The sequence below is a fragment of the Actinomycetes bacterium genome, assembly GCA_024222295.1.
Taxonomy (GTDB): domain Bacteria; phylum Actinomycetota; class Acidimicrobiia; order Acidimicrobiales; family Microtrichaceae; genus JAAEPF01.
Genome location: JAAEPF010000034.1, coordinates 75,011 through 89,279 on the forward strand (window position 1 = coordinate 75,011; position 14,269 = coordinate 89,279).

Here is a 14,269-nt window from a genome sequence, read left to right on the forward strand (position 1 = left end):
GGCATCGGACGGTGTTCGTAAGTAGCGTCTGAGGGTGCGATCCGACCCGCAGGGCACCCGCCCCATGGCTGCCCCGGGCGGGGCGGGGAGCCCACTGGCTGACCACGCGCTGGCACCGGTGGGGGCGGCGTTGGCGGCTACTGGGCTGTGGTCGATCGGCAACCTGATCGCTGTCAGTGCGGGCCTGCCCGGTCCCCAGCTGGCCTTCTGGCGCACGCTGTTCGGCGCGGCGGTCTACGGAGCGATCTTCGTGCTGCGCGGCGGTCGCTACAGCGTGGCTGCGTTTCGGGCAGCCGCGGTCGGAGGGGTCGCGTTTGGGTTGTCGGCGACGCTGTTCTTCAGCGCTCTCAAGCACACCACGGTCGCTTCCGCCACGGTCATCGCTGCCCTGCAGCCCGTACTCCTGTTGCCGTACTCGATGCGCCGCCTCGGTGAGAAGGTCACCGCCGCGCGCATCCTGCTGATCCTCGTGGCGGTCAGCGGCACCGTCATCGTGGTTCTCGGATCCTCGGACAACTCCGGCGAGTGGTCGCTCACCGGTGACCTGTTGGCATTTGCCGGCACGCTCGTGGGCTGCGCCTACTTCGTGGGCACCAAGAGTGCCCGCGAGACCCTGGGTGCGCTCGAGTACCAGGCCTCCGCCCTGCCGACCGCGGCGGTAGTCGCCCTTTGCGGCGCGTTGATCAGCGGTCCGGGTCTGCAGGCTCCGACGCTCGCCGCTCTGGGTGCAGCGATGGCCATGACGCTGGTGCCGGGGTCCGGACACCTGCTGATGTCGTGGTCACAGAAGCACCTGGAAGTCAGCACCACGTCCACCATCGCGCTCGGCGTCACGGTGCTCTCATCGCTGGGAGCGGTCGCGGTCTACGACCAGAGCCTCGAGCCATTGCAGGTCGTGGGCATGGCCGTTGTGCTCGTTGCATTGGCGGTGTTCGTCCGCCAGACCGGCCGCGCCGCAGCAGATCCAGCCGAGATCGCCGTGGTGCCAGGCGAGTAGCGCCCGGTCGTCGAGGTCACCAGCGACCAAACCCGATCGAGAGCATCCTGCGCTTCGTGGCCTTGGAGACCAGGTCACGACCGGTGTGCTCGATCGTGAGCGGCTCGGGCGAGGGATCCGGCCGCGACGGCGCGTCCTGCTGGCCGACAACCACCAACACGCCTGCTTCGTCTCCTACCCACGCCCACTCGACGCGCTTCTCCTTGCGGAACTTCGTGACGCGCAACCCGGCTGTGTTGCGCCCCTTCAGCGGGATCTCCGAGGCATCGGTGACCTTCGCGGTCTGGCCGTCGGTGACCGTGAGCACGATTGCGTCCTGCGAGGCGAGCCCCGCCCCGACCACCGATGCGCCGGAGGCCAGCTTCATGCCGCCCACTCCGCCGGCCCCGCGCCCCTGCACCGGGACCGTATCGGTGGCACAGCGCATCGCCTGCGCATTCGATGCCACGGCCACGAGCTCGGCGCCGTCCGGTGCCGGGAACACCGCCACCACGCTGTTGCCGGGCTTCAGCTTCATGGCCGGTTTGCCGGCCGGTGTGCCGCACAGCTCCGCGACGTCGATGCGCTTCATCTGGCCCCCCGAAGACACCATCAGCAGTGGCGCCGGCTGCTCCGCGGTGGGTGGGGGAACCACCGCCAGCACCTCCTCTCCCTTGTCGAGCGCGGCCAGGTCGCCCACGGATGTGCCCCGCTTGCGGCCGGTGACCTCTTCGAGGTCGTCGACATGCACGGCGAACACCCGCGCCTTGGTGGTCACCAGACTGATGACGGAGTGTGTGGTGGTCGCGACCCGCTGCACCAGCACGTCGTGGCGCCCGAACGTGGCCTTCTTCGGTCCGGTGACGGGCTCGCGTCCGAGCATGCCGCTCGCGGACAGCGCAACCGTGCATGGTTCCTCGGTGCGGCTCGCACGCTCCTCCTCGGCCACCTCGGCCAGGGTCACGTCCTTGAGGTCGTCGGGTGAGACCACCGTGCTTCGGCGGTCGTGGCCGAACTGCTCTGCCATCTCCTCCAGCTCGTCGATCACGATCGTCTTGCGGCGGCGTTCCGAGGCGAGGATCTTGCGGTAGCCGTCGATCAGGTCGCGCAACTCCCCGGCCTCGGCCTCGAGCTCGATGCGGGCGAGTGCCGTGAGGCGCCTCAGTTGCATGTCGAGGATGTGCACCGCCTGCACCTCGGTGAGGTTGAGCTGATCCATGAGGTTGTCGCGCGCCTCGGCTGAGTCCTGTGAGCCGCGGATGATCGAGACGACCAGGTCGATCGAATCGAGTGCCACCAGCAGGCCCGCGACCAGGTGGAGCCTCCGCTCGGCCTTCTCGAGGCGGAACTCGGTGCGACGCCTGACCACCTCGAGCCGGTGCTGCAGGTAGTGCTCACACAGCTCCCACAATCCGACGGTCGTGGGTACGCCGTCGACGAGCACCACGTTGTTGATGCCGAAGGAGTCCTCCATCGGGGTCAGCCGGTACAGCTCGGTGAGCACCGCCGAGGCGTTGGCCCCGGGCTTCAGCTCGATCTCGAGGCGCAAGCCGGTGCGCCGGTCGGACGTGTTCTTGACGTCGGTGACGTGGGGCAGCTTGTTGTCGCGCATCAGCTCCTGGATGCGAGACACGACCTTCTCGGGGCCGACCAGGTAGGGCAGCTCGGTGACCACGATGCCGTCGCGCGCTCGGGTGAGCTTCACGACCTCTGCACGGGCGCGGATCCGGATCGACCCGCGACCGGTGCCATACGCGTCGGCCAGCCCGTCGTCGACGACGATGCCCCCCGAAGGGAAGTCAGGTCCGGGGAGGACCTTCATCAGCTCCGCAACCGTGGGCTTCGGGCGCCTCTTCTTCATAACGAGCTTCACCGCAGCGGCAACTTCGCGCAGGTTGTGCGGAGCCATGTTGGTGGCCATGCCCACGGCGATGCCCATGGACCCGTTGACAAGCAGGTTGGGCAGCCTCGCCGGCAAGTACTCCGGCTCCGAACGCTCACCGTCGAACGTGGGGCGGAACTCGACGGTGTCCTCGTCGATCTCGCCCAGCATCTCCATGGCGGCCTGGCTGAGCCGGCACTCCGTGTAGCGGTACGCGGCGGGCGGGTCATCCAGGCTGCCGAAGTTCCCGTGGGGGTCGACGAGGGTGATGTTGCGCCCGAAGCCCTGACCCATGCGGGTGAGGGCGTCATAGATCGCGCCGTCGCCATGGGGGTGGTACTTGCCCATCGTCTCGCCGACGACACCAGCGCTCTTGCGGTGGGGCCGGTCCGGGCGCAGGCCCATGGACGCCATGGCGTGCAGGATCCGGCGCTGGACGGGCTTCAGGCCATCTCGCACATCGGGGATGGCACGCGAAGTGATGACCGACAGGGAGTAGGCGAGGAATGACTCGCCCAGCTCATCGGATACGGGTACGTCGACGACCTCTCGGGCGTAGTCGGTGAACAGCGAGTCCTGGCGCGGCACGGCATCTCCTGGTTGCGAACGGCTCCACGGCCCATTCTTCCCCATCCCCGCGACACCCCACGCGACCCCTCCGGGGCTGCTGTACCTCGGTGCTCGCGTCACCGGCTGGCACATTGCACCTGCTTCGCAGGTGGGCGTCGGGGCTACTGGACCTCGGTGCTCGCGTCACCGACTAGCACATTGCACCTGCTTCGCAGGTGGGCGTCGGGGCTACTGCACCTCGGTGCTCGCGTCACCGACGCCGGCCTCCTTGGCGGCCTTGAGTCGTTCGCCGCGGTCGACCTCGAGCTTCACGAGGGCCCGTTCCACCGCGTCGAACTGCTCGGGGGTCACCTCGGGCAGGCCCCACGCGCCGTGCACGAAGGCTGCGGTGTCGCCGCGGTAGTCGTGGCCAAACGACTTGAATTCGCCGGGCACGGTCCGCATCGCGTTCATGGCGTCCACGATCACCTGCACGAGGGTGAGCACCGGCAGCCAGTCCATCTCCTCGGGCACGTTGCGGCCGCGGGTCTCGTTGCGCAGCCAGGGTGGTCGCTTCACCGCGAGGCGGGGTGACATGAGCGCGATCGGGTCGTTCTCGTGGTCAAGGATCACAGCTCGCATTGCCTCGCGGTCCTCTTCGCTCACGGCGGCGAACTGCTCGGGGCGGTCGAACACGCCAACGCTGCCCTCGGGCACGTTGGGGCCACGACCTTCACGCATGCCGGTGCGGGACCACTTGGCGAGGCCGGGCAGTCCGAACCACAGGGCATTGTCGATCCCGTAGTGGTCGAAACCCTCGATGCCCTGGCGCATCACGACGTCGGAGCTCGACCAGGCGCCGAGGCTCTCGCCGAACACGAGCACCTTCGGCCTCTTGTCCGGTGGGCGCTCCGCAAGTCGCTGCTTCACGCTCCACAGCAGAAGGCGGAACTGGGAGCGGCCGAGCGCGACGGTCTGAACGGCCAGGAAGCTCGGGGAACGCCCGTACTGCACGCACGCGGTCGCCACGTCGCCGCGGGTGAACAGCTCGGCGGCCGACACGACCGCAAGGTCGACCCAGCCCGTGCCGGTGGGCGAGAAGAGGACCAGGTGGGAGCGGTCGAACGCGCCGAGGCGTTCCATCTCGTCACACATCATCTCGGAGCGGCCGGCCGGGTAGACGGGCTCGGAATTGACCCCTACGTATGCCCGGATCGGATGCGCCACTGCTTCCTCGCCGAGAGTCTGCTCGATCAGGTCCGGCGTGACCACGTCGGTCACGAAGCGGCGCCCTTGCAGTCCGAGTTCGTCGAACGGCGACTCGGAGTTGGGGCCGCCGGACACGAAGTCGGATTCGGGTGCCTTGTCGTACGCCGGCTCGATCTTCTCGTTGGACCGCGCGATGCGCGCGACGCCCGCGTTGTAGAGCGCGACGGCGCCACCGCCCCAGAAGGCGGCGTTGACCGCACGGCCGATGAGTTGGTGCGGCACGTCAGGGCCGAAGAAGTCAGCGGTGCCCTTGGCCGAGGCTCGGTAGCCCTTGCCGATCAGGTGCCCGATCGTGGACACGGTGACGCCTATGGCGATGGCGCCCGGCAGGCTGGCCGGCTTGTCGTCGTCGGTCCAGCGCTTGATCAGCGCCGTGCGTTGCTTGAGCGACTTCGCGGACCGGTACAGGGCGTAGCCGGCGCCGGCGCCGCCGATGGCGACTGGTCGCCAGGGGCTCTTGGCAGGGAAGCGGGTACGTGCCTCCTCGGCCGCCTCGAACACCATTCCGCCGACTGCGCCGGCGACCGCCAGTTCACCGGCCGAGCGCAAGCTGGACACGATCGTGTGTTCGTCGTCGGTCTCGTTGAGGTTGGCGAGCGTCCAGCCGCCCGCAGCAATGCCGCCGCGGGCCAGGAGCCTCCAGGCGAGTGGCGAATCCGCAGGTGCGATCTGTCGCGCAGCCCAGTGAAGCGGTGCGCTCACCGCTCCCGCCGCGAGGACTGCGAGACCCGCGGCCATGCCCTGGTGCATCGTGGCGCGAGGCATGAGCGAAGCGCCGAACGCGTCGATGAGCGACTGGGTCTCGAGTGGTGCAGACGGGCTGCTCGCGAGTGGGTTGATCGCGTCTGCCAGTTCGGTGGCGGCGCGGGCCATGAGGTCGCGGGGGGTGAGGTCCTTGGTGTCGGCGGCGAATTCCTCGACACCGGAAGCGGTGGTCTCGGCCTTTCCGATGTCGGACACCGCTCGGGTGGCCAGGTCTTTCAGTTCCGTCACTTCGGCCTCCGTCGATTTCGGTTGTGGGAGCAGGGCAGATGCATGTGACCGCACCAGTATTCCCGCCTCGGTGGCAGTTCGGACGCCAGACCGAGAATTGTGCCCCTGACCCCGAACCCTGAACGTTGTTCGACAGCTCGCCTCCGGTGGTGCAAGCATTGCGGAATGACAGACACGCCGTGGCTCGGAGATGCTTGCTCGCTTGTTGACGCCTTCCGCTCGGGAGAGCGCTCACCGAAGGAGGAGCTCGAGGCAACCCTGGGTGCCATCGAGGCGTCCGACCTCAACTGCTTCTCGTTCGTCGACGAGGACAGGGCACGCGCGGGGGCTGCTGCGGCTGACGTGTCGAAACCGTTCGGTGGGGTGCCGTTCGGTGTGAAGGAACTCGACCAGATCGAGGGCTGGCCCGATACCGGTGCCTCTTTGCTGTTCGCAGACCGCATCGCATCACACACGCACACGATTCCCGGTCGGGCCATCAACGACGGAGGCGCGGTGCCCGTCGGGCTCACGACCGCCAGCGAGTTCGGCGGCCTCAACGTGAGCGTGACGAGGCTCAACGGAGTCACCCACAACCCGTGGGGCCGCGACCGTACCTGTGGCGGATCTTCCTCCGGTAGCGCATCTGCGGTGGCGGGCGGACTCGTGTCGCTCGCATCGGGAGGCGACGGTGGCGGCTCGCTGCGCATCCCCGGTGGTTACACCGGCCTGATCGGGTTCAAGGGCACCTATGGCCGTACCAGCCGCGGCCCGGCGGCGTACTCACGGCCGGGCACGGTCGTGCTCGGAAACATGGCGCGCTCGGTGCGTGACGCCGCCCGGTACTACGACGTCGTGTGCGGCCTCGACAGGACCGACCCCACCTCGCTGCCTTCGGCGGGCACGTGGGAGGCCGACCTCGGCTCCCATGACCTTCGCGGCCGCAAGGTTGCGATCCTGCCCTCCATCGCCGGCGTGAGCCTCGACGCCGGAGTCGAGGAGCACACGCGCGCCGCGGCCGAGGAGCTCGTCGTTGCGACCGGCATGGAGATCGTCGATGTCAGCCTGGAGCTGCCGAACCTGGCAGCGCAGTGGGCGATGGGCAACCTGTCCACGCTCGTTCCCGAACTGGGGCCGATGTGGCCGCGTCGCCGCAAGGAGCTCACCTACGAACTCGAGATCGGCCTGATGCTTGCCGAGACCTTCTACAACATCCATGTCGCCGGAGTCGCCGAGGAGCGGCGTGTCAAGGCTTACCAGAGCATGGCCAGGGCCTTCTCCGAGGTGGACTTCATCATGTGCGCCACCAATCCCGGTCCGGCCTTCGCCGCCGACAAGACCAACAGCAGCCCCAACCGCACCGCACTCGACGTGCTTGCCGAGAGCCCCTTGGGCGACCGCGTGGCCCGCGCCGGTCTCGGCGCCGTGCGCGTTGCCAACGCCTTCGCCCCGCGCTTCGGCAACAAGATCCTCGACTTCGTCACCGAGACGGCGCCCGACGTGGTCACCATGGGTGGGCTCACGATCATCTCCAACCTCTACGGCAACCCCGCGGTGTCCATTCCCTCCGGCACCGTGGACGGGCTGCCGGTCGGGCTCCAGGTGCTCGCACCACCCCATGCCGACTCGCTGTTGTTCGACGTGGCGCTCGCCGCAGAGCGCAACAACCCGTGGCCGCTGGTCGCACCGTCGGTCTCCAACGGCGCAGGGGTCTCCACACCGGTCTGACCGCTGCGCACAACTCGCGCACGCTGAGACGCTGCCGTCGGTTGGCGCGAACGTGCAGTTAGCCTGAGCACATGGCAGCGACTGTCGACGAATTGTCCTCAGGGTCCGACGCGCCCGCAGTGGCCAAGCCCTGGTGGGCGCTCGGCGCGCTCCTGGTGGGGCTCAGCATCATCATCATCGACGGCAGCGTGGTCAACGTGCTGCTGCCCGACATGGTCAATGACCTCGGGCTGACCCAGACCGGTGCCCAGTGGGTCAACTCGATCTACTCACTGGTGTTCGCGTCGCTGCTGATCACCGTCGGCCTGCTCGCGGACCGGTTCGGTCGACGCCGGCTGTTCCTGATCGGTATCGCCGTGTTCATGGCCGCGTCGCTGGGCAGCGCGCTCGCCCAGTCACCCGCGATGCTCATCGGCTCCCGTGCCGTGCAGGCCGTCGGTGCTTCGATGATGCTGCCGTCGTCGATCGCGGTGATCAACGTGCTGTTCACCGGCAAGCGCCGGGCCATGGCATTCGGTTTCTGGGGTGCGGTGTTCGGGGGCGCGGCAGCGCTCGGCCCACTCCTCGGTGGCTTCCTCGCCGAGGAGTTCTCCTGGCGCTGGGCGTTTCTCATCAACATCCCCATCGGACTCATCGCCGGTATCGCGGTCTGGAAGCTCGTTCCCGAGACCAGGGGCCCCGAGGTGCGCGGCTACGACCCGCTCGGCATTGTTCTGTCGGCTACCGGGCTCGGGCTCATCGTGTGGGGCCTGATCGAGGGCCAGGACTACGGATGGTGGAGTTCCATCTCGGACTTCGACCTGGGGCCGCTGAAGTTCGACTCCATCTCCCCGGTGCCGGTGGCCCTGGCCGCGGGTGCACTGATGCTTGCCGGACTCGTGCTCTGGGAACGGATGCGCAGCAAGGGCGGCGATCCCACACTCATAGACCTGGACCTGTTCAGGATCCGCCGGTACGGCTTCGGCAATGTCGTTGCGCTCGTGGTGAGCCTCGGCGAGTTCGGCATCCTGTTCGTGCTGCCGCTGTGGATTCAGTCGGTGCACGGCTACGACTCGCTGGTCACCGGGGCGATCCTGGCGACGCTGGCGCTTGGCACGCTCACTGCCGGCGGCGCGGCAAGGCATCTCTCGGCCGCTGTCGGAGCCACAAACGTGGTGCGGATCGGAATGGGGCTCGAAGTCGTGTCGATCCTGGGGATTGGCTGGACGTTGTCGGTGTCGCGAAGCCCATGGTGGCTGGCGGTGCCACTGGTGTTCTACGGCCTCGGGGTCGGCTTCGCCACGGCGCAGCTCACCAACGTGGTGTTGGAGGATGTGCCTCCGGCGCGGTCCGGTCAGGCCTCCGCGATGACGTCTACGTTCCGCCAGGTCGGCTCGGCCCTTGGCGCGGCATGCCTCGGTGCGATCCTCTTCAGCGCACTGAGCACCCACCTGCAGGACGCTCTCGAGCAGGAGAAGGACCTGACCGACGCCCAGCGGGACCAGATCACCCAGATGGTCCGTTCCACTGCCGGGCAGGCGATCGTGCAGCTCGACGAAGTGCCGAAGCTCGCTCCCGAGGCGAAGGACGCCCGCGACGCCTACACGTCGGCCGCCCGCGACACCTCGCTCGTGGCAGCCGGCTTCGTGTTCCTCGGTCTGCTCGTCAGCTTCGGTCTTCCGGCGTCGGAGGCCGAGAAGCGCCGCGCCCGCGGCGAACCGGATCCCGAGGACGAAGAGGCGACGGTCTGAAGCTCAGCCCAGGATCAGGTCGGCGATGGTCCGGAGCTCTTCGGGGTTGTTGGGATAGCAGGTCACGGTGGTGACCGGGCTGTCGCGCCACACCTCGAGGCGCTCGCGGATCCGCTCCTTCGGACCAACCAGTGAGATCTCGTCGGCGAACTCGCTCGGGACCGCGTCGACGGCCTCGTCGCGGCGGCCCTCGAAGAAGAGGTCCTGGATGCGCTGCGCCTCTTCTTCGAAGCCCATCCGGCCCATGAGCTCGGTGTGGAAGTTCTGCCCCTTGGCTCCCATGCCGCCGATGTAGAACGCGAGCGCGGCCTTGACCGGGCCGAGCGCCGCCTCGATGTCGTCGGTGACGGTGATGTTGGCCATCGCCACGACCTCGAAGTCGTCCTTCGCGCCGGCGAGCTGGTCGGCGTAGACCTCCTGGCGGAACGGCGAGTAGTAGAGCGGGATCCACCCGTCCGCGATCTCGGCGGTCATCGTGACGTTCTTCGGGCCCTCGGCACCGAGGAAGATCGGGATGTCGCGGCGGATCGGGTGCGTGATCGACTTGAGCGGCTTGCCCAACCCGGTCGAGCCCGGCCCGGTGTAGGGGTGCTGGTAGAACTCGCCGTCGAACTCGAGTGGTTCCTCGCGGGCGATCACCCTGCGCACGATCTCCACGTACTCGCGGGTGCGTGCGAGCGGCTTGCGGTACGGCTGGCCATACCAGCCCTCGACCACCTGGGGGCCCGACACGCCCATGCCGAGGACCAATCGTCCCTTGCTCAGGTGGTCGAGAGTGAGAGCGTGCATCGCGGTGGCGGTGGGTGTGCGCGCCGATAGCTGCACGACCGAGGTGCCGAGTTTGATGCGTTCGGTGTGCGCGGCCAGGAACGCGAGCGGCGAGAACACGTCGCTGCCCCACGCCTCGGCGGTCCACACCGAGTCGAAGCCGCAGTCCTCCGCCGCCTTGGTGTTCTCCACGAGGTTCGCGGGCGGCAACTGCCCCCAGTAACCCCAGATCATCCCGACCTTGAGATCCGACATGACGTCTCCTACTTGCCCTGGAAGTTGGGGGTCCGCTTCTCCTTGAAGGCCTTGGGGCCCTCCTTGGCGTCCTCGGATCCGAAGACGTCCCAACCGTAAGTGAACTCGTGCTCGAGCGCTTCGGTCTCGCGCATGCCGTTGGTCTCGCGCAGGGTGCGCAGCACAGCCGCCACTGCGAGGGGGCCGTTCTCGCAGATCCGCTGGCCGATCTCGATTGCCTTGTCGAGTGCGCCGCCGTCTTCGGTGACGTGGCCGATCAGTCCCAGCTCCAGGGCCCGCTCGGCACTGATGTGGTCGCCGGTGAGCAGCAGCTCACATGCGATCGTGTGTGGGATCTGGCGTGGGATGCGGACCGCCGAGCCACCCATCGGGTAGAGCGACCAGCGCACTTCGGAGATGCCGAACTTGGCCGATTGGCCGGCCACGCGGATCTCGGTGGCGCCGAGGAGTTCGGTACCACCGGCGATGGCCGTGCCCTCGACCGCAGCGATGATCGGCACGTGTGGGCGCCACGATCGAAGGAGTGCCTTCCACGGCAGGTCGGGGTCTTCCGCCAGGCGGCCCTGCACGTCGATCTCCGAGTCGGTGTCGGCCTGGTGGCCCCCGGCCATCTCCTTGAGGTCGGCGCCGGAGCAGAAGTTGCCGCCGGCGCCGGTCATCACGAGCGCCCGGATGTCGGGGTTCTCGTCGGCCTCGATGCAGGCGTCGAGGAAACGCACGAGCATCTCGCCGTTGATGGCGTTCTGGCGCTCGGGTCGGTTGAGGGTGACGATCAGCAGGTGTCCGTCCCGCTCGGTCAGCACTGCCTTGTCCGCCATTGGTCCCCCTCGGGTCGTTTCTCGGTTCCAGCACCCTAGGTGGCAAACGAGAACGCGTTCTAGTCGTGCGGTAGCGTCCTGTGGATGCCACGGGTGTACATCCACGAGGTCGTCGAGGTCGAAGGCACCCGCCGGGCGCACTACCAGCACCACATGACTGCCAATTGGGTTCCCGAAGGTGGCCCTCTGCGGCGCCAGCGCTGCTTCGGGGTGTTCACTCTTGTCGGGTCTACCGGCGCATGGCCCCGGGTGGTGAACATCTGGGAGTACGACGGTTGGGACGAACTCGCACACAACTTCGCGATCGAGTTCGCCGGTACGTCACACCGCGATCCGATGCTCGAGGAGTGGTGGCAGGCCGCAGCCGAGTTCCGCAAGGGCGGCTTCGACCGGATCCTTGAGGAACACGAGGCGAACCCGGGCATCGAGCACTGGCAGGCGCGAGGCGGAACCTCGGCGGTCGCCTACGCGCACGAACGCTTCACGGTGACGACCGGCCGCGCCCGGCTGGTGGCTGACGCGGTTGCCGATGGTGGCTCGCAGTACGCCACGGGTTCACGGCTGGAACTGGTGGGGCTCTGGCGCACGGCCATGCGGGCCGACGACGAGGTGATCGCGATGTGGGCGGTGCCGGACTGGGAAACGTGGGCGTCGGTCGAGGAGCGCGTGGCGCTCAACGGGCAACAGCACGCCGAGGTGGTGGGGCTGGAGCGGACACTCCTGGTCGACGCGGAACTCTCGCCGCTGCGGCTCGGTCGCCAACCCGAAACGGGGGACCGGCGACCGATCTCCGAGATCGGCTAGCCGCCTGGCGGGCTCAGCGCTTCCGCTTGTCCGCCCAGTCGTTGTAGAGGCGCAGGAACTCCTCGCGCACATGTGCAACAGCCGCCCAGACATCCTCGTCCTCGGCGGTGGCCACGAGGTGGGCCTTGCCCACACCGGCTTCGAGGGTGACCTTCTGGTCCTTGCCGTCACGGTCCTTCACGCCGATCTCGAGTTTGGCGTTCTCGGCAGGGATTCCGTGGAGGCGGTGGTCGATCTTGTGGAGGATCTCGCACACCTTGGAGCGCTCGTCCTCGTGGAAGCCGTGCCCGAGGATGAGGCACTTCTCGACTGACGCGTCGGTATCGGAGGGCGTGGTCGTCATGGTATTGGTTTACCAGCGCCGGGTGGTTGCCGAGAAAACGACGCTGGCCGCCACCGGTGCTCAGGTGGGCTCGTAGTCGGGCAGTCCGAGCCCGAGGGTGGGATGGTCGATCCCGCCATCGACCTCCAGGAGCTTGCCGGTCAGGTAGGAACCGGCGGGGGAGCTGAGGTAGAGCACGGCGGCGGCGATGGCAGCGGGCACGGCGAGGCGCTTGGGGGGCGTGCCGGCCTCCATCTGGGTTCGCAGCTCGTCGTTGAGCACGGTGTCGAGGGCGTCGGTGGCCACCGAGCCCACGGCGATGCCGTTGACTCGGATGTGGGGCGACAGGTCCTTGGCCATGATGCGTGTGAGGTGCGACAGCGCTCCCTTGGCGGTGCCGTAGGCCGCGAAGCCGCGGTCGGCCATGCGGCCGGCAGCCGAGGAGATGTTGGTCACGGACCCGCCGCCGGTCTCCAACATGGCGGGCACGGCGGCCTTGGTGAGTTCGAAGGCGGTGGTGACGTTGAAGCTGAACGCCTTTTCGAAGCTGCGTGCCGAGGTGTCGAGCAGCGGTTTCGGAAACGAGCCGCCGGCGTTGTTCACCACGATGTCGAGCCGGCCGAGCTGCTCGGTGGCTGCGTCGACCAACTCGCCGAGGCGTTCGAGTTCCATCACGTCGAGCGCGACCGGTACGGCCTGCCGGCCCCGCGACTCGATCTCGGCGGCCACCGAATCGATGTCGGCGCGGGTGCGCGAGGCCACCACGAGGTCGGCGCCGGCGTCCGCCAGCGCCAGGGCGGTCGCTCGTCCGATGCCCCGGCTCGCACCTGTGACCAGGGCGACGGTGCCGTCGACGCGGAAGTTGTCGAGAATGCTCACTTGGGGTCCTCCGGTCGTGGTTGTAGCAGGGCCATGGAGTACGTGACCCCCGCGCGGGCGACCGGCTCGGTCAGCTCGCCGTCCTCGCGGGAGTACATCAGCACGTCGATGACTGCCAGGGTGCGTCCGAGCTTGAGGATCGTGGCATCGGCCACCATCTCGCCGGGCTTGGGGCGGCGCAGGAAGTCGCAGTTGAGGTTGGTTGTCACCGCCAGCGACTGGGGTCCGATGCGCGACACGAGCACCATGTATGCCGCCGCATCAGCCAGGGCCATGACCGCCGGACCGGAGATGGTTCCGCCGGGTCGCAGCTCTCCCTCCTGTGGGGGCTTCACCAGCCGAAGGCCCGATGCGTCGACGAGCTCGATGGGCCACTCGAAGGGCCGGCCGAACCCTTCGGTCATGAACTCGATGATCCCGGCCTCGCTCATGGCGAGCCCGTCGGGCACCTCGCTGGATGGCCGACTGCCGCTCACCGCTTCTCCGTGCGCTTGAGTGCGGGGTGCATGCGGGCGAGCGCCGGCACCAGCAACGGCTTCGGGGTGAGGGTTGCAGCCGCTGCGGTGAACTTGTTGGCCGTGCCGGGGATCACGACCTGCCGGCCCGCGGCGAATGCGTCGACCCCTGCGCGAGCGACATCCTCGGCGGTCTCCCAGACGAACTCGGGAACAGAGCTGTTGGTGTCGTCCTCGTCGAAGCCCGCCACCTCGGCGAACTCCGTGCGCACCGGGCCCGGGCAAAGTGCCGTGGCCGACACGCCGGTGCCGCGCAGTTCGCCGCAGAGCGACCGTGTGTAGGACAGCACGAACGCCTTGCACGCGGCGTAGCCGGCCTGGCCCGGCAGCGGCTGGAATCCTGCGGTGGAGGCGACGTTGAGCACACCGCCGCGGCCGCGCTCGACCATGCCGGGCAGCAAGCGCGAGCACAGCTCGGCTACCGCTGTCACGTCGAGCTCGATCATCCGTGTCTCGGCGTCCGGGTCGCTCTCGTGCACCGGTCCGCTGGTGGATAGCCCGGCGTTGTTCACCAGCACGTCGACCCCGAGACCCAGTGCGTCGATCGCATCGGGCAACCCTGCTCGGGCGTCGCGGTCGGTCAGGTCGGTCGGCAGGGCCTCGATGCGAACGCCGGTGTCGGCCAGTTCCGCGGCCAACTCGAAGAGGCGTTCTGCACGCCGCGCCACGAGCACGAGGCCGTGGCCGCGGTGCGCGAACACCCGGGCGATCTCGGCGCCGATGCCCGATGACGCGCCGGTGACCACCACTGTGCCGCTCGGTGAGGGAGTCGGAAGGCTCATGGCCGGCGACCCTAGGCGGG

At 68.3% G+C, this 14,269-nt stretch carries 12 protein-coding genes; 4 read left to right on the top strand and 8 right to left on the bottom strand.

The annotated features are described in order from the left end of the window. Positions 1-34: 34 nt before the first annotated feature. Complete coding sequence (locus GY812_12980) at positions 35-997, top strand: DMT family transporter (GenBank protein ID MCP4436392.1); 963 nt, start codon at positions 35-37, stop codon at positions 995-997. Positions 998-1,013: 16 nt separating this feature from the next. On the opposite strand, the gene GY812_12985 is transcribed toward GY812_12980, so the two are convergent. Together GY812_12985 and GY812_12990 are read right to left on the bottom strand one after the other, a co-directional pair. Next, positions 1,014-3,446, bottom strand: coding sequence for a DNA topoisomerase 4 subunit A (locus GY812_12985; protein MCP4436393.1), 2,433 nt, complete (start codon positions 3,444-3,446; stop codon positions 1,014-1,016). Between the two features lie 210 nt (positions 3,447-3,656). After that, on the bottom strand, positions 3,657-5,669 hold the full coding sequence (locus GY812_12990) for a hypothetical protein (GenBank protein MCP4436394.1): 2,013 nt from the start codon (positions 5,667-5,669) through the stop codon (positions 3,657-3,659). A 1,242-nt stretch (positions 5,670-6,911) separates the two neighbouring features. On the opposite strand from GY812_12990, the gene GY812_12995 reads away from it, so the two are divergent. Both GY812_12995 and GY812_13000 read left to right on the top strand, forming a co-directional pair. After that, positions 6,912-7,376 (top strand): hypothetical protein, encoded by a 465-nt coding sequence (locus tag GY812_12995; GenBank protein ID MCP4436395.1) that lies wholly within the window; start codon positions 6,912-6,914, stop codon positions 7,374-7,376. A 71-nt stretch (positions 7,377-7,447) separates the two neighbouring features. Continuing rightward, the gene (locus GY812_13000) at positions 7,448-9,106 is read left to right on the top strand and encodes an MFS transporter (protein ID MCP4436396.1); all 1,659 of its coding nucleotides are present in this window, start codon (positions 7,448-7,450) and stop codon (positions 9,104-9,106) included. Between the two features lie 3 nt (positions 9,107-9,109). Here the strand turns inward: GY812_13000 and GY812_13005 are convergent, their stop codons facing one another. Together GY812_13005 and GY812_13010 are read right to left on the bottom strand one after the other, a co-directional pair. Continuing rightward, positions 9,110-10,129: an LLM class F420-dependent oxidoreductase gene (locus GY812_13005; protein ID MCP4436397.1), complete on the bottom strand. Its 1,020-nt coding sequence runs from the start codon at positions 10,127-10,129 to the stop codon at positions 9,110-9,112. Positions 10,130-10,137: 8 nt separating this feature from the next. Continuing rightward, positions 10,138-10,947: a crotonase/enoyl-CoA hydratase family protein gene (locus GY812_13010; GenBank protein ID MCP4436398.1), complete on the bottom strand. Its 810-nt coding sequence runs from the start codon at positions 10,945-10,947 to the stop codon at positions 10,138-10,140. Positions 10,948-11,031: 84 nt separating this feature from the next. Here GY812_13010 and GY812_13015 point away from each other — a divergent pair, with 84 nt between their 5' ends. Then, complete coding sequence (locus GY812_13015; GenBank protein MCP4436399.1) at positions 11,032-11,751, top strand: NIPSNAP family containing protein; 720 nt, start codon at positions 11,032-11,034, stop codon at positions 11,749-11,751. Between the two features lie 13 nt (positions 11,752-11,764). On the opposite strand, the gene GY812_13020 is transcribed toward GY812_13015, so the two are convergent. From GY812_13020 to GY812_13035, 4 genes are read right to left on the bottom strand one after another with little or no spacing between them, the layout of a single operon-like run. Further along, positions 11,765-12,094: an HPF/RaiA family ribosome-associated protein gene (locus GY812_13020; GenBank protein ID MCP4436400.1), complete on the bottom strand. Its 330-nt coding sequence runs from the start codon at positions 12,092-12,094 to the stop codon at positions 11,765-11,767. A gap of 60 nt (positions 12,095-12,154) precedes the next feature. Then, positions 12,155-12,952, bottom strand: coding sequence for an SDR family oxidoreductase (locus GY812_13025; protein ID MCP4436401.1), 798 nt, complete (start codon positions 12,950-12,952; stop codon positions 12,155-12,157). Next, on the bottom strand, positions 12,949-13,383 hold the full coding sequence (locus GY812_13030; GenBank protein MCP4436402.1) for a PaaI family thioesterase: 435 nt from the start codon (positions 13,381-13,383) through the stop codon (positions 12,949-12,951). The genes GY812_13025 and GY812_13030 overlap by 4 nt, the downstream gene beginning before the upstream one ends. A 41-nt stretch (positions 13,384-13,424) precedes the next feature. Next, positions 13,425-14,249 carry an SDR family oxidoreductase gene (locus GY812_13035; protein MCP4436403.1) on the bottom strand — a complete coding sequence of 275 codons (825 nt, stop codon included), beginning with the start codon at positions 14,247-14,249 and terminating at the stop codon, positions 13,425-13,427. Between the last annotated feature and the right edge of the window lie 20 nt (positions 14,250-14,269).